12 protein-coding genes are annotated in these 15,304 nt (G+C 73.7%); 7 read left to right on the top strand and 5 right to left on the bottom strand.

Features of this window, described 5'->3' with window-relative positions:
- Window positions 1–59: 59 nt before the first annotated feature.
- From cobC to cobA, 3 genes are all read left to right on the top strand, one after another.
- Entirely contained in the window at window positions 60–1,133 is a 1,074-nt protein-coding gene (cobC, locus tag EV374_RS24810) for an Rv2231c family histidinol phosphate aminotransferase CobC (protein WP_132239335.1), read from the top strand.
- The gene (locus EV374_RS24805) at window positions 1,133–2,326 is read left to right on the top strand and encodes a nicotinate-nucleotide--dimethylbenzimidazole phosphoribosyltransferase (RefSeq protein WP_132239479.1); all 1,194 of its coding nucleotides are present in this window, start codon (window positions 1,133–1,135) and stop codon (window positions 2,324–2,326) included. The genes cobC and EV374_RS24805 overlap by 1 nt, the downstream gene beginning before the upstream one ends.
- 82 nt (window positions 2,327–2,408) lie before the next feature.
- Entirely contained in the window at window positions 2,409–3,695 is a 1,287-nt protein-coding gene (gene cobA, locus EV374_RS24800; protein WP_132239333.1) for a uroporphyrinogen-III C-methyltransferase, read from the top strand.
- 143 nt (window positions 3,696–3,838) lie between these two features.
- Here the strand turns inward: cobA and otsB are convergent, their stop codons facing one another.
- Window positions 3,839–6,400, bottom strand: coding sequence for a trehalose-phosphatase (gene otsB / locus EV374_RS24795; RefSeq protein ID WP_486485949.1), 2,562 nt, complete (start codon window positions 6,398–6,400; stop codon window positions 3,839–3,841).
- Between the two features lie 38 nt (window positions 6,401–6,438).
- On the bottom strand, window positions 6,439–7,839 hold the full coding sequence (locus EV374_RS24790) for an alpha,alpha-trehalose-phosphate synthase (UDP-forming) (RefSeq protein ID WP_132239329.1): 1,401 nt from the start codon (window positions 7,837–7,839) through the stop codon (window positions 6,439–6,441).
- A 332-nt stretch (window positions 7,840–8,171) separates the two neighbouring features.
- Between EV374_RS24790 and ettA the strand changes: the two genes are divergently transcribed.
- The 4 genes from ettA to EV374_RS24770 all read left to right on the top strand — a co-directional run bounded on the left by ettA (window position 8,172) and on the right by EV374_RS24770 (window position 11,775).
- The gene (gene ettA / locus EV374_RS24785) at window positions 8,172–9,848 is read left to right on the top strand and encodes an energy-dependent translational throttle protein EttA (RefSeq protein ID WP_121399423.1); all 1,677 of its coding nucleotides are present in this window, start codon (window positions 8,172–8,174) and stop codon (window positions 9,846–9,848) included.
- A 21-nt stretch (window positions 9,849–9,869) separates the two neighbouring features.
- Window positions 9,870–10,316 (top strand): acyl-CoA thioesterase, encoded by a 447-nt coding sequence (locus EV374_RS24780; protein ID WP_132239327.1) that lies wholly within the window; start codon window positions 9,870–9,872, stop codon window positions 10,314–10,316.
- A 68-nt stretch (window positions 10,317–10,384) separates the two neighbouring features.
- Entirely contained in the window at window positions 10,385–11,038 is a 654-nt protein-coding gene (locus EV374_RS24775) for a DUF8185 domain-containing protein (protein ID WP_132239477.1), read from the top strand.
- Window positions 11,039–11,187: 149 nt separating this feature from the next.
- Window positions 11,188–11,775 carry a type III secretion system chaperone family protein gene (locus EV374_RS24770; protein WP_088998782.1) on the top strand — a complete coding sequence of 196 codons (588 nt, stop codon included), beginning with the start codon at window positions 11,188–11,190 and terminating at the stop codon, window positions 11,773–11,775.
- 88 nt (window positions 11,776–11,863) lie between these two features.
- On the opposite strand, the gene EV374_RS24765 is transcribed toward EV374_RS24770, so the two are convergent.
- From EV374_RS24765 to EV374_RS24755, 3 genes are all read right to left on the bottom strand, one after another.
- Window positions 11,864–12,253 (bottom strand): globin, encoded by a 390-nt coding sequence (locus EV374_RS24765; protein ID WP_192581484.1) that lies wholly within the window; start codon window positions 12,251–12,253, stop codon window positions 11,864–11,866.
- Between the two features lie 97 nt (window positions 12,254–12,350).
- Window positions 12,351–13,763, bottom strand: coding sequence for an MFS transporter (locus EV374_RS24760; protein ID WP_132239325.1), 1,413 nt, complete (start codon window positions 13,761–13,763; stop codon window positions 12,351–12,353).
- A gap of 232 nt (window positions 13,764–13,995) precedes the next feature.
- Window positions 13,996–15,048 carry a mechanosensitive ion channel family protein gene (locus EV374_RS24755; protein WP_486485939.1) on the bottom strand — a complete coding sequence of 351 codons (1,053 nt, stop codon included), beginning with the start codon at window positions 15,046–15,048 and terminating at the stop codon, window positions 13,996–13,998.
- Between the last annotated feature and the right edge of the window lie 256 nt (window positions 15,049–15,304).

The following is a 15,304-nucleotide window of genomic DNA, read 5'->3' as shown; positions in this document are numbered from 1 at the left end:
ATGCGGCCCACGCCGGGATCCGCTGTCCCGCGCGGCACCTTCCCGGCAGGATCGCGGACATGCGTGGTCAGCCGACCGGAACCCTCTCCGAACCCGACCTCACCCACCACGGCGACGCCGAGGTGGGGCCGGGGCTCGTCGACCTCGCCGTCAACGTGCGGCGCGACGCGATGCCGGACTGGCTGGCCGACCCGATCACCGCCGCGCTCGGCGACCTCGCCGCGTACCCCGACCCGGGGCCGGCGCGGGCCGCCGTCGCGGCCCGGCACGGCCGCCCGCCGGCCGAGGTGCTGCTGACCGCCGGCGCGGCCGAGGGCTTCGTGCTGCTCGCCCGGGCGCTGGCCGGCGTACGCCGACCGGTGGTGGTGCACCCGCAGTTCACCGAGCCCGAGGCGGCGTTGCGCGCCGCCGGGCACCAGGTCGAGCGGGTGCTGCTCGACGCGGACGACGACTTCCGGCTCGACCCGGCCCGGGTGCCCGCCGACGCCGACCTCGTGATGATCGGCAACCCGACCAACCCGACGTCGGTGCTGCACCCCGCCGGCGACCTGGCTGCCCTGGCCCGACCCGGCCGGGTGCTGGTGGTCGACGAGGCGTTCGCCGACACCACCGTCGCCCCCGGAGTGGCCGGCGAACCGGAGTCGCTGGCCGCCCGGCGGGACCTGCCCGGCCTGCTGGTGGTCCGCAGCCTCACCAAGACCTGGGGCCTGGCCGGCCTGCGCATCGGCTACCTGCTCGGCGAGGCGGACCTGCTGGAGCGGCTGGCCGCCGCCCAGCCGCTGTGGGCCGTCTCCACCCCCGCCCTCGCCGCCGCGTCGGCCTGCGCCACGCCCGTCGCGGTCGAGGCCGAGCGCGCCATCGCCGCCGGGCTCGCCGCCGACCGCGACCACCTGGTCGCCCGCCTGTCGGCCCTGCCCGGCGTACGCGTCGCCGGTCGCCCCGCCAGCGCGTTCGTGCTGGTGCACGTCCCCGGGGCCGCCGACGTGCGGGTCGCCCTGCGGCAACGCGGCTGGGCGGTACGCCGGGGCGACACGTTCCCCGGCCTCGGCCCGGACTGGCTGCGGATCGCCGTGCGCGACACGGCCACCACCGACGCGTTCACCGAGGTACTGGCGGAGATCCTGGAGGCATGATGCTGGAGACCACGATCGCGGCGATCCGGCCGCCGGACGAGTCGGCGATGGCTGCCGCGCGGGAGTTGCAGGGGCGGCTGACCAAGCCCGCCGGCTCGCTCGGCGCCCTGGAGGAACTCTCCGTACGCCTCGCCGGCCTGGCCGGGCACTGCCCGCCGCCGCTGCCCGAGCCGGCCGCGGTCGCGATCTTCGCCGGCGACCACGGCGTACACGCCCAGGGGGTGACGCCGTGGCCGCGGGAGGTCACCGCGCAGATGATCGGCAACTTCCTGGCCGGCGGCGCGGTCGTCAACGCGTTCGCCCGGCAGGCCGGCGCCTCGGTCACCGTGGTCGACGTCGGCGTGGCCACCCCGATCCCGGCCACCGGCACCCCGGCGGGTGCCCTGCTCGCCGACGCCCCGTCGGGTGTCCCGCTCGCCGACGGCCCGGCGGGTGTCCCGCTCGCCGACGGCGCGCCGGCCATTCCGCTCGCCCGGCCCCCGGCGGGCAGCCCGCCGCCCCGCGACGCGCCCCGCCTGGTCGCGGCGAACGTCCGCCCCGGCACCCGGGACCTGGCGGTGACCGCCGCGCTCACCCGCGACGAGGCCCGCGCGGCCGTCGAGACCGGCATCCGGGTGGCCGACGAGCTGATCGACGCGGGCGCGGGCATCCTGCTCACCGGGGACATGGGCATCGGCAACACCACGCCGGCCGCCGCCCTGATCGCCGCGTTCACCGGCATCGACCCGGCGGAGACGACGGGCCGGGGCACCGGGGTCGACGACCCGACGTACGCCCGCAAGGTCGACGTGGTGCGGGCCGCGCTGCGCCGGCACGCCCCCGACCCGGCCGACCCGCTGGGCGTGCTGGCCGCCGTCGGCGGGCTGGAACACGCCGCGCTGGCCGGGCTGATCCTGGGCGCCGCCGCCCGCCGCACGCCGGTGCTGCTGGACGGGGTGATCGCGGTCGCCGCGGCCCTCGCCGCGGCGGCCCTCGCGCCGCACGCCGTGGCCGCCATGGTGGCCGGGCACCGCTCCGCCGAGCCGGGGGCCACGGTCGCGCTGCGCCGGCTGGGCCTGGAGCCGCTGATCGACCTCGGGCTGCGCCTGGGCGAGGGCACCGGCGCGCTGCTCGCGCTGCCGGTGGTCACCGGCGCGGTCCGGGTGCTGCACGAGGTGGCCACGTTCGACTCGGCCGGGGTGGCCGAGAAGTGAGCGACCGGAGCGAGCGGACCGACCGGCCCGCAGGCGTGTCGCGTTCCGCCGCCGCCGACGGCGAGCAGGGCGGGGCGGCGGCGTGAGCGGCAACCCGTACCCGCTCGGCCTGCGGCTCGCCGGCCGCCGGGTGGTCGTGGTGGGCGGGGGAGCGGTGGCCACCCGGCGGGTGCCGGCCCTGCTCGACGCCGGCGCGCACGTCTTCCTCGTCGCGCCCGAGCTGACCCCGGCGCTGCGCGCGCACGTCGACGCCGGACGGCTGCACTGGGCGCCGCGCCGGTTCGCCCCCGACGACCTGGACGGCGCGTGGCTGGTCCAGGTCGCGGTCGACGACCCGCTCGCCGCCGCGTCGGTCAGCGCCGCCGCCGCCGAGCGGCGCATCTTCTGCGTACGCGCCGACGACCGCGCCGCCGCCACCGCCTGGACGCCGGCGGTGACCCGGCACGGGCCGGTGACCGTGGCGGTGCTCGGCGGAGGCGACCCGCGCCGGGCGATGGCCGTCCGCGACGCCGTCCGCGCCCTCCTGGATGTAAGGAAGGGCCCCTTGTTGACGCCTGCGGTAGAGGAAGGGTCCCTTCCTTACCCACCGGCCGGGCGGGTCGCGTTGGTGGGGGCCGGTCCGGGGGACCCGGAGCTGATCACCGTCAAGGGCTGGCGGCTGCTCACCGAGGCGGACGTGGTGGTCGCCGACCGGCTCGTCCCGGGGCTGCTCCTCGACGAGCTGCGCCCCGACGTCGAGCTCGTGGACGCCTCCAAGATCCCGTACGGCCCGTCCCGGGGCCAGGAGGAGATCAACCGGATCCTCGTGGACCGCGCCCTGGCCGGGAAGTTCGTGGTGCGGCTCAAGGGCGGCGACCCGTACGTCTTCGGCCGGGGCGGCGAGGAGCTGCTGGCCTGCGCGGCGGCCGGCGTGCCGGTGACCGTGGTGCCCGGCGTGACCAGCTCGATCGCGGCGCCGGCCGCGGCGGGCGTCCCGGTCACCCACCGGGGGGTGGCCCACGAGTTCACCGTGGTCTCCGGGCACGTCGCACCCGACTCGCCGGCCTCCCTGGTCCGGTGGGAGGCGCTGGCCGGGCTGCGCGGCACGCTTGTCGTGCTGATGGGGCTGAAGAACCTCGCGGCGATCACCGCGACGCTGATCGCGCACGGCAAGCCGGCGCAGACACCGGCCGCCGTGGTGCAGGAGGCGACGACCGGGGCGCAGCGGGTGCTCCGCTCCACGCTCGGCGCGGTGGCCGCCGACGTGGCGGCCGCCGGGCTGCGCCCGCCCGCGGTGGTGGTGCTGGGGGACGTGGTCGACGCCCTCGCCGACGGGGCTGGGCTTGAGGGATTTCCGGGCAGCCCGCTCGCTCCGGGCGGTCAGGCTTGATCCCTCCGCGAGCGGGCTCCCCGGAAACCCCCGGTGGGCGTTGCCCGGGGGGCGGCTCGGGTTCGACGGGCAGAGCTTGACGGGATAGCCGACGGCGGCCGGAGATTTCGAGTCTCCGGCCGCCGTCGTCGTCGCCGGTCAGGTCACTGCTTGAGCATGTTGTCCAGCAGCAGGGCGCAGCGGATCAGGCCGAGGTGGCTGTAGGCCTGCGGGTGGTTGCCCAGCCCGCGCTCGGCCAGCGGGTCGTACTGCTCGGGCAGCAGACCCGTGGGGCCGGCGGTGTCCACCATCTGCGAGAACAGCTCCTCGGCGTCGGTACGCCGCCCGGTGCGCAGGTACGCCTCGATGAGCCACGCCGTGCAGATGTGGAAGCCGCCCTCCCGCCCGGGCAGGCCGTCGTCCCAGTGGTAGCGGTAGACGACCGGGCCGCTGCGCAGGTCCGCCTCGATCCGCAGGACGGTGGAGAGGAAGCGCGGGTCGTCGCCGGGGAGCAGGCCGGAGAGCCCGATCCACAGCGACGAGGCGTCCATCTCCTCGTCCCCGTACGCCACGCTGTAGGCCTCGACGGTCTCGTGCCAGCCGTACTCCAGCACGTTGGCGCCGATGCGGTCGCGCAGCTCCACCCACTCCGGCCGGTCCTCGCCGCCGTGCTGGCGCATCACGTGCAGCGCCCGGTCGACGGTCATCCAGCACATCACCTTCGAGAAGATGTGGTGCCGCGGGGGGAGGCGGGCCTCCCAGATGCCGTGGTCGGGCTCGTGCCAGCGGCGGCGGACCGCCTCGACCATGTTGTCGAGCACCCGCCACTCGTCCTCGCGGACGGAGCCGCGGGCGTCGGCCACGGCCGCGATCAGGTCCGCGATCGGGCCGAAGACGTCGAGCTGGAGCTGGTGGTTGGCGAGGTTGCCGACCCGGACCGGCCGGGAGCCGGCGTAACCGGGCAGGGTGTCGATGACCGCCTCGGCGCCCAGCTCGTAGCCGTCCACCGTGTAGAGCGGGTGCAGCCGTTCCGGGTGCCCGCCGGTGCGCTCGATGCACCCGTCGACCCAGCGCAGCAGCGCCTCGGCCTCCTCGATCGAGCCGAGGTCGACCAGGGACCGCGCGGTCATCGCCGCGTCCCGCAGCCAGCAGTAGCGGTAGTCCCAGTTGCGGACGCCGCCCAGCTCCTCCGGCAGCGAGGTGGTCGCGGCGGCCAGGATCGAGCCGGTGGCCTCGTGGCAGAGCCCGCGCAGGGTCAGCGCGCTGCGGACCACCAGGTCCCGGGCGGTGCTCGGCAGCCGCAGGGTGGCCACCCAGTCCTTCCAGGGCTGCTCGGCCAGGGCCTGCCGCTCGTGGACCGACATCCGGTGGTGTTCCAGGCTGTGGGTGCCGAAGCGCAGCTCCAGCACGACCTGCCCGCCGGCGGCGGAGAGGTCGACGACCGCCTTGGCCGTCTCGTAGCCGCCGTCGTTGGTGACCTGCCACTCGACCCCGGGCGAGTAGAGCGCGACCGGCTCGTTGGAACCGAGCACCAGCAGGCCGTCGCCGATCGGCTGCAACTGCACCGCGACCTGGCCGAACTCGGGCCGGGGCGCGAACTCCAGCCGGGCCCGGCCCGAGCCGGTGAGCACCCGGACCATGGTCGAGTCGCCGGTGATGACGGCCGGGCCGTCCGGCGTGGTCTCCCGGGCCGGCTTGTCCAGCCAGTCGGTGACGGTCAGGCCCGACCAGCGGGTCTCGACGGTCATCGTCCCCGAGCGGTAGCGCTGCCCGAGCGGGATGCCCCCGCGTTCCGGGGCCACGCTGAAGTGTCCGGCGGGGCTGCCGCCGACCAGGTCGGCGAAGATCGCCGCCGAGTCCGGCTTGGGGTGGCAGAGCCAGGTGACCTTGGCCTCGGGGGTGAGCAGGGCCACGGTCCGCCCGTTGGCCAGCATCGAGTGCCGCTCGATGGGCACCGCGCGCTCGCCGAAGAGCCAGTGCCGCCGGGTCTCCAGCAGCAGGCCGAGGGCGCGGGCGGCCTCGATCGGCTCGGCGACCCGGTAGCCGGCCTGGGTGTCGCCGGGGCCGATCTTGATGCCGACGTCCGGCCCGTGCAGGTTGCCGAAGGCGTTCTCGTCGGTGACGTCGTCGCCGATGAAGAGCACCGCGCTGGCGGAGAGCTGGGTGCGCAGCTGGTCGACGGCCGTGCCCTTGTGCGTGGCGACCACCGACAGCTCGATGACCTCCTTGCCCTGGGTGACCGTGACGTCGTCCCAGGTGGCGGGGCCGCTGCGGACCGCCTCGATGGCGGCAGCCGCGATCTCGGGGGCCACCCCGCGGGTGTGCACCGCGACGCTCGCCGGCTTGCGCTCCAGGCGGATCCCCGGGTGGGCCGAGGCGATCTCGCGCAGGGCGTCGCGCAGCCGGGTGCGGACCGCGATCAGCTCGGGGGAGAGTCGCTCGACGAAGCCGATGTCGAACTCGGAGCCGTGGCTGCCGACGAGGTGGACCTCGCTGGGCAGCCGGGAGAGGGCGGCCAGGTCGCGCAGGGCCCGCCCGGAGACCACCGCCACGGTGGTCTGGGGCAGGGCGGCCAGCGCCCGGACGGCCGCCACCGACTCCGGCAGCGGCACGGCCTTGCTCGGGTCCTCCACGATCGGCGCCAGGGTGCCGTCGTAGTCGCAGGCGATCAGAAGCTGGGGCACCCGGGCGATGCGGCCGATGGCCGCCCGCAGTTCCGGGTCCATCGTGCCGGCCGCCGGGGTGATGATCTCGCTGGCGGCGTTCACGCGTCCTCCGATTGAGGCACACCGAGCTCGGTGAGGAAGGACTTCGCCCAGTGCCCCACGTCGTGGGTGCGAAGATGGCGTTGCATTGTCCGCATTCTGCGGCGTGCCTCCGGCTTCTCGACGTGCACGGCCCTCAGCAGGGCGTCCTTGACCGCGTCAGGGTCGTGCGGGTTACACAGGAACGCCTGACGCAGCTCGGTGGCGGCGCCGGCGAACTCGCTGAGCACGAGTGCACCGCCCTGGTCGGCGCGCGATGCGACGTACTCCTTGGCTACCAGGTTCATTCCGTCTCGCAGCGGGGTCACCATCATCACGTCCGCGGCGGCGTACATCGCGGCGAGTTCAGTGCGACTGTACGACTGATGCAGATAATGCACCGCCGGCACGCCGACCCTGCCGAATTCGCCATTAATCCGGCCGACCTCGCGCTCCACCTTCACGCGTAGTGCCTGGTAGTGCTCCACGCGCTCACGGCTGGGCGTGGCGACCTGCACCATGACCGCGTCGGGAACTGTCAACTTTCCGTCAGCCAGCAGTTCGCGGAAGGCCTTGAGCCGCAACTCGATGCCCTTGGTGTAGTCGAGCCGGTCGACGCCCAAGATGATCGTCTTCGGGTTGCCCAGTTCCTCGCGGATCTCCTTCGCCCGGGCCTGGATCGCCGGGTCGGCGGCCAGCCGCTCCATCTCCTTCGTGTCGATGGAGATCGGGAACGCGCCGGCCTTCACCTGGCGCCCGTCGACCTGGATCATCTGCCCCTCGTAGCGCAGCCCGAGCAGGTGCCGGGCCAGCCGGACGAAGTTCTGCGCGGCGAGGCGCTGCTGGAACCCGACCAGGTCGGCGCCGAGCAGGCCGCGCAGGATCTCGGTGCGGAACGGCATCTGCATGAACAGCTCGATGGGCGGGAACGGGATGTGCAGGAAGAAGCCGATCCGCAGGTCGGGCCGCAGCTCGCGGAGCATCGCCGGGACGAGCTGGAGCTGGTAGTCCTGCACCCAGACCGTCGCCCCCTCGGCCGCGACCTCCGCCGCGGCCTCCGCGAAGCGGGCGTTGACCAGGCGGTACGCCTCACGCCAGCGGCGCTTGTAGGCGGGCGTCTCCACCGCGTCGTGGTAGAGCGGCCAGATCGTCGCGTTGGACTGGCCCTCGTAGTAGCGCTCCAGCTCCTCCGCGCTCAGCGGCACCGGGTGCAGCCGGATGCCCTCCAGGTCGAAGGGCTCGGGGGCGGCGCCGGTGCCACCGGCCCAGCCGACCCAGGTGCCCTGGTGCTCGGCGAGGACGGGGTGCAGTGCGGTCACCAGCCCCCCGGGGCTGCGACGCCACTGCCGTCCTTCGGGGGTGCTCACCTCGTCGACGGGTAGCCGGTTCGCCACTACGACAAAGGAGCTGCGGACGGTCACGTTCGGCCACCTCCGGGTGCTGACGGGTCAACCGCGAATGAGCGTACTGAGCGTAGCTGCGGCTTCTGGGGCCCCGTGCCGGAGTCACCTACCCTTCCCACGATGGTCCAACCCTTGGCGTGATCTTGTCGATACCCCTGCTCGGAAGCAGGGGTGGCGCGACGCGTCCGGGGCGTCGGGGGCGGGGTGATGTGGGCGCGACGCCGCGTACCTGTCAGGATTGACGATGGCGTGCGTGCGGCCGGGCCACCGGCCGGCGGCGGCGGGCGGAGGTCGGAGCCCGCGCCCGCGCCCGCCGAACCCAGTCGCAACCTACGGAGGTAGCCCGCACCGTGGCCCAGTACATCTACGTCCTGGAAAAGGCGCGCAAGGCGCACGGCGACAAGGTCGTGCTCGACAACGTGACGCTGAGCTTCCTCCCGGGGGCCAAGATCGGTGTGGTCGGCCCCAACGGCGCCGGCAAGTCCAGCCTCCTCAAGATCATGGCAGGCCTGGACCGGCCGAGCAACGGCGAGGCCCGGCTGATGCCCGGCTACACCGTCGGCCTGCTCGCCCAGGAGCCCCCGCTCAACGACGCCAAGACCGTGCTCGGCAACGTCGAGGAGGCGGTCGCCGAGACCAAGGCCAAGCTGGAGCGGTTCAACAAGATCGCCGAGCAGATGGCCACCGACTACTCCGACGAGCTGATGGAGGAGATGGGCAAGCTCCAGGAGGAGCTGGACCACGCCGACGCGTGGGACATCGACTCCAAGCTCGAACTGGCGATGGACGCGCTGCGCTGCCCGCCGCCGGACGCCGACGTCACCCAGCTCTCCGGGGGCGAGCGGCGCCGGGTGGCGCTGTGCAAGCTGCTGCTGGAGGCCCCCGACCTGCTGCTGCTCGACGAGCCCACCAACCACCTGGACGCGGAGAGCGTCTCCTGGCTGGAGCAGCACCTGGCCAAGTACGCGGGCACCGTCATGGCGATCACCCACGACCGGTACTTCCTGGACAACGTGGCCGGCTGGATCCTGGAGCTGGACCGCGGCCGGGCCGTCGGCTACGAGGGCAACTACTCCACCTACCTGGAGAAGAAGGCCGCCCGGCTGGCCGTCGAGGGCCGTCGCGACGCCAAGATGAAGAAGCGCCTCACCGAGGAGCTGGAGTGGGTCCGCTCCAACGCCAAGGCGCGGCAGACCAAGTCCAAGGCCCGCCTCGACCGCTACGAGGAGATGGCCACCGAGGCGGAGAAGACCCGCAAGCTGGACTTCGAGGAGATCCAGATCCCGCCGGGCCCGCGCCTGGGCAACACGGTGATCGAGGCGCACGGCCTGACCAAGGGCTTCGGCGACCGGGTGCTCATCGACAACCTGTCCTTCTCGCTGCCCCGCAACGGCATCGTCGGCATCATCGGCCCGAACGGCGTCGGCAAGACCACCCTGTTCAAGACCATCGTCGGGCTGGAGCAGCCGACGAGCGGCGACGTCCGGGTCGGCGAGACGGTCTCGCTGTCGTACGTCGACCAGAACCGGCAGGGCCTGGCCGGGGACAAGACGGTCTGGGAGGTCGTCTCCGACGGGCTCGACCACCTGATGGTCGGCAAGGTCGAGATGCCGTCGCGGGCGTACATCGCCGCGTTCGGGTTCAAGGGGCCGGACCAGCAGAAGCCGACCAAGGTGCTCTCCGGCGGCGAGCGCAACCGGCTCAACCTCGCGCTGACGCTGAAGATCGGCGGCAACGTGATCCTGCTCGACGAGCCGACCAACGACCTGGACGTGGAGACCCTCTCCAGCCTGGAGAACGCGCTGCTGGAGTTCCCCGGCTGCGCCGTGGTCATCTCCCACGACCGGATGTTCCTCGACCGGGTCGCCACGCACATCCTGGCCTGGGAGGGCGACGACGAGAACCCGGCCAAGTGGTTCTGGTTCGAGGGCAACTTCGAGGCGTACGAGAAGAACAAGGTCGACCGGCTCGGCGCGGAGGCGGCCCGCCCGCACCGCGTGACCTACCGCAAGCTGACCCGTGACTGAGCGCGCGGACCGCAGCCGATCATGAGCGACCGCTTCGTCTACCACTGCACGCTGCGGTGGTCCGACCTGGACGCGTACGGCCACATCAACAACTCGCGCTTCCTCACCCTCTACGAGGAGGCGCGGGTGGCGTTGATGTTCGCCGGCGGCCGGGCGTGGGGGGTGGGCTCGTTCGCCGACGGCGTCGTGATCAGTCGGCACGAGATCGACTACGTGCGCCCGGTCGAGTACGCCCTCGGCCGGGCCACCGCGGAGGCCGCCCCCACCGTGCGCATCGAGCTGTGGGTGGAGGAGATCCGGGGCGCGTCCTTCACCGTCGCCTACGAGCTGTTCGACGGCGAGGTGCTGGCCAGCCGGGCCCGTTCGGTGCTGGTGCCGTTCGACCTGACCCGGCAGCGGCCCCGGCGGATCACCCCGGAGGAGCGGACGTTCCTGCTCACGTACGCGCCGCAGGGCGGGGTGGCGTGACGGCGGCCGGCGGGCCCGTCGCTCCGGCGGGGGCCGGTGGCGACGGGACGGTCGCCGGCGGGCACGGGATCGCCGACGTGGCCGACGCGGGGGCCTTCCTGGCCCGTCTCGTCCGGCTGGACGGCGACGCGCCGGTCCGGCTCAGGTCGGCCGGCGCGACGGGCCGTACGGCCCTCTGGGGGCGTCTGCCGTGGGGCGTGCTGGTCGTCCGCACGGTGGCCGGCGACGGCCCCGGCGACGCCACGGTCCTGGCCCGCGAGTTGCTGGCCGAGTTGGCGGCGGGCGGCGCGGCCCTGCCGACGCGGCGGGACGAGCGGTGGCGGTGGCCGCTGCCGCCCGCGGCGAGCCGCCGGGTGGAGACGCTGCCGGGCGTGGAGCTGCGGCGGATCGCGTCGGCGGCGGCGGGAGCCCTGCGGGACGCCAGCACCCACGGCGTCGGCGGGCGTGCGGTGGGGCAGCGGGCGCTGCGGGACGCGTTGCTCGACCACGTGCCCGTGGTGGTCACCCCGGAGGACCCGCCGGGCGAGCCGGTCGAGGTGACCCAGCGGATGGTCCAGGGGTTGGTCCGGATGGGCTTCCTGGGACCCGCCGAGGGGTCCGCCGGGACGGTCGGCGGGGGCGACGTCCAGGTGCGGACGGCTGGCCGATGGGTCGGCCTGGTGGGACCGTACGGAGCGGCATGGTCGCAGAAGGCCACCGAACTTGCCGTGCGGCCCCTCTGAATTCATCCGTTCGGCTGACCCTCGGTCATTCTTCTGTCCTGGGGCTGCCGTTGGGGGGGTGCTTCAACCCGGCTGTCCGGGTACCGTCCATCCTCGGATCCAACGCACCGTAGGCGAGTGGATCCGCTGGGGAGTGAGGTGCGCGAGCGATGCCGTGGTGGTCATGGCGCCCCGGTCCCGCCAACGGCGGCGGCGACCCGGAAAGGCGGAGCGGGGTCACAGTGGAGAGCACCGTCCGGGTCGGACCACCGACCCCCCGTCAGCCGGGAGACGACTGCCCGCCGACGGAGCGAGCCGTGATCGCGGACATGCCCGCCACGGTCGAGCCGGTCACCCTGCGCCGCGTCTGCGACGCACTCGACATGCTCGACGTGCGCTATCTGGCCGACGGCGACGGCAACCTGCTGGCCATGTGGGAGCGGCACGCCGTGCTGGTCACACTGGAGGGTCCGGAGGACGAGATCCTGGTGATGCGGGCCCGTCCACACGCGACGGTGCCGCCGGACTGGGCCGACCGCGCCTACCGCGTGGTCAACGAGTGGAACCACACCCGCCGCTTCTGCAAGGCCTACATCGGCGACCCGACCGAGCGCGGCCAGTTGCCGATCTACGCGGAGTTGCAGGTGCCGTTCGGTGCCGGGGCGCACGACGCGCTGCTGGTCGAGATGCTCGACTGCGGTGCGGCGGTCGCCACCAGCTTCGTGGACTGGCTGCACGACGAGGGCGCCCTGCTCTGAGGCGCCGGACGCCCGCCGGGCGATCCGGTGCCCGGGCGAACGCCGACGGGCCGCCCGGCACCCGCCGGGCACCCGAGGGGCGGCCCGGTCAGGCCGGCCCCGCCGGGTCCTCCATCGCGTTGACCATGAAGTAGGCGGCCCGCTCCAGGTAGTCCCACAGCGCGGTGGCGATCTCCGGCGGCAGGTCGAGCCGGTCCACGGCGCGGCGCATGTGGAGCAGCCACGCGTCCCGCTCGGCGGCGCCGATCCGGTAGGGCGCGTGGCGCATCCGCAGTCGCGGGTGCCCCCGTTGCGCCGAGTACGTGTTGGGGCCGCCCCAGTACTGCATGAGGAACAGGGTCAACCGGTCCGCGGCCGGGCCCAGGTCCTCCTCCGGATACATGGGGCGCAGCAGCGGGTCGTCGGCGACCCCGGCGTAGAACTCGTCCACCAGCTTGCGGAAAGTGGGCTCGCCGCCGACCGCTTCGAAGAGGGTCATCGACGCACCGGGACGGTCGGACTCACCTGCGGCATTCACCGTTCCATCCTGCCAGGTGCCCCGTCGGGCGAGCGGGGGGTGCCGGCTGTGGGTCGGGTCACCGCGTGCCGCCGCCGTCCCGCCTCGCCGGGGCGACCGCCCAGCGGGGCGCCGACCCGCCGGGCCGCTCCTCCGCGGGCCGCCCCTGCGTGCCTTCCGGGGCGGCGGGACCGGCTGCCTGCCGGGGGGCCGCTCCGCCCGCCTGCTGGGCCGCCTCGATCGCCGCGTCGATCGTCGACCGGCTCGGCCAGCGCAGGGCGGCGAGCGTCATCAGCAGCACCCCGACGGCGCTCCACACCCCGACCACGAGCGGGATGGAGTATCGCTCGGCCAGCAACCCGGTGACCAGGACGGCCATGCCCTGGATGACCTGGACGCCGGTCGCCATCACGCCGAAGGCGCGGGCCCGGAAGCCGTCGGGCAGCGCCCGGACGAAGAGCCCGTTGGCCACCGGCAGCATGCCGGCGACGGCGAACCCGCAGGCCGCGGCGAGCAGCGCCACCACCAGGGGCGGCGGGTCGAGCAGGGCGGGCACCAGGGCCAGCGGGGAGAGCACCGCCAACGGCCGCATCAGGCTCAGCCGGCGGTCCGGCCCGAACGCCCGGCTGACGACGAGGCCGCCGAGGATGAAGCCGACGGGGTTGGCCGCCATGATGATTGCCTGGGCGGCGCCGGCGTCCAGCTGGCCGGCGTGCTCGCTCGCCCAGGCGGCGGCGAGGCCCTCCGGCACCACGGAGAAGAGCATGGCGGCGAAGACCAGCACGGCGATGGCCCGCAGCACCGGGGTGCCGAACACGATCTGGAAGCCCTGCGCGGTCTCCCGCAGCAGGTGGCTGCGGTGTGCGGCGGTCATCGCCGTCGGTCGGTCGGCCACGCCGAAGCGGACCAGCGCGGCCGACAGGGCGAACGTCGCCGCGTTGACCAGGAGCGCGGTGGTCGGGTTGAAGGCGGCGATGGCCGCGCCCGCCAGGTAGCCGACGACCTGGGCGGCCTGGCCGACGCTGCTGATCATCGACAGCCCGACCACCAGGCGGTCCCCGGTGAGGACCAGGGGGATCAGCGCCGACTTGGCGGCCTGGCTCGGTGGGTTGGCCAGCGTGGTGGCGAAGAGCAGGGCCAGGATCATCGGGACGGGCACGCCGGGGATGGCGATGCACACCATCAGCACCATCCGGACGAGGTCGCAGATCACCATGACCTGCCGGTAGCGGTGCCGCTCCGCCAGCGTGGCGAGCAGGGGGCCGCCGACCAGCCAGGGCAGGTAGCTCACCGCGAAGGCGGCGGCCGAGAGCGCGACGGACCGGGTCTCCTCGTAGACCAGCAGGGTGACCGCGGCCTTGGCGATGTAGTCGCCGATCCAGGAGAGCGCGCTGGCCGTGAAGACGGCGCCGTATTCGCGGTTGGCGAACACCTCGCGGAAGGTTGCGGGCCCTTCCGGGGATGGTCGCTCGTCAGGCACCGTCGCCTCCATCGTTCCCCTGAGCAGGCCACTCGTGATGGACGGCCCGGGAACCGTCGTCAGATCCACGGATCAGCGAGGACGTGATCACGCTCCGGGGGAGCGCGTTGCACCGGATTTTGCCCGATCGTCCGACGAGTGGCTAGGGCGAAGGGGTTGATCGTCGCATCTCCGACTGAACGAACGGACGATACCCGAGGGGCCACCCGGCTCGCGACCCCCGCCGCCCGGCGTTCTGGGCGCCTCAGGTGGCGCCGCCCTGCCCGGTCTCGCCGGGGGTGGGGACCGGCATGCCGGGGTAGAACCGGGCGGCGGCGATCTTCGCGGTGATGCCGGAGTTCTCCAGCGCCTCGGCGAGCCGGCGACGCAGCTCCCGGCCGACGGCGAACTGCCCGTCCGCGGTCGTCTTGACCACCGTACGGATCACCGCGCCGTCGACCGTCATCTGCTCGACGCCCAGCACCTCCGGCGCCTCGACGATCTCCGGCGCCAGGTCGGGGTCGATCGCCACCGAGGCGGCGGCGGTACGCAGCACGGCAGTGGCCTCCTCCGTACCGGCGAAGCCGATCGGGAGGTCGACCACCACCAGGGCCCATCCCTGGCTCTTGTTGCCCACCCGGACGATCTCGCCGTTGCGGATGTACCAGAGCACGCCCCGCCCGTCGCGGACGGTGGTGACCCGCAGCCCGACCGACTCCACCACGCCGGTCGCCTCGCCGAGGTCCACGGTGTCGCCGACGCCGTACTGGTCCTCGATCAGCATGAACAGGCCGGCGATCAGGTCCTTGACCAGGCTCTGCGCGCCGAAGCCGAGGGCCACGCCCGCGATGCCGGCGCTGGCCAGCAGCGGGGCCAGGTCGAAGCTGAACTCCTTGAGGACCATCAGCAGCGCGATGCCGAAGATGAACGCGGTGCTCAGGCTGCGCAGCACCGAACCGATCGCCTCGGCCCGCTGCCGGCGCCGCTCCGGAACGAACTCGCCGGGCTCGGCGGCGGCGGTGGGGATCCGCTCGCGCAGTGGACGCAGCATGGTCGGCACGCCAGCGTCGGTGGTGGTGCGCACCAGCCGGCGGATCGTGCGGTGCACCAGCCACCGGGCGGCGACCGCCAGCAGCAGGATCAGCACGATCCGCAGCGGCTTGAGCAGGATCCAGTAGCTGCCCTCGGCGAACCACACCGAGCCGGTCATGTCGTAGACGCTCTTGCAGAGGGCGTCGTCCAGGCAGGTCGGCGACGGAGCCGGGTCCGGCGCCTCGACGGCGGGCAGGGCGGGCAGCGTCAGGCTGGCAGCGGTCACGCTGTCTTCGTACCGCACCCGGCGCGGCCCCGACCCCCCGACCCTCCGCGTCGTGACCCGGCCCCCGGGGTGGCGCGTGCCGATTCGGTCCTGAGGCACCGGCGGCGAAAGCGATCTTGAGGTGCGTTGATCAAGTTATAAAGCTCGATGCGTCCGCATGATCATCGAGCACAAGTTCGGCACAACTGGGCCAAGAAACGGGTGTGAAAACGTCGAGAGGCGCTGAGGGGTCCCGCCCTGCTCAGAGGCCAGGTCT

Source organism: Micromonospora sp. CNZ303 (assembly GCF_004345505.1).
This window is presented reverse-complemented; position numbering and strand designations above follow the sequence as displayed.

Coding starts and splice junctions, on each gene's coding strand:
- EV374_RS24770 (WP_088998782.1), top strand. CDS start 11,188: ATGCCGTGGTGGTCATGGCGCCCCGGTCCCGCCAACGGCGGCGGCGAC.
- EV374_RS24760 (WP_132239325.1), bottom strand. CDS start 13,763: ATGGAGGCGACGGTGCCTGACGAGCGACCATCCCCGGAAGGGCCCGCA.
- EV374_RS24805 (WP_132239479.1), top strand. CDS start 1,133: ATGCTGGAGACCACGATCGCGGCGATCCGGCCGCCGGACGAGTCGGCG.
- EV374_RS24780 (WP_132239327.1), top strand. CDS start 9,870: ATGAGCGACCGCTTCGTCTACCACTGCACGCTGCGGTGGTCCGACCTG.
- otsB (WP_486485949.1), bottom strand. CDS start 6,400: ATGGACCCGGAACTGCGGGCGGCCATCGGCCGCATCGCCCGGGTGCCC.
- cobC (WP_132239335.1), top strand. CDS start 60: ATGCGTGGTCAGCCGACCGGAACCCTCTCCGAACCCGACCTCACCCAC.
- EV374_RS24765 (WP_192581484.1), bottom strand. CDS start 12,253: ATGACCCTCTTCGAAGCGGTCGGCGGCGAGCCCACTTTCCGCAAGCTG.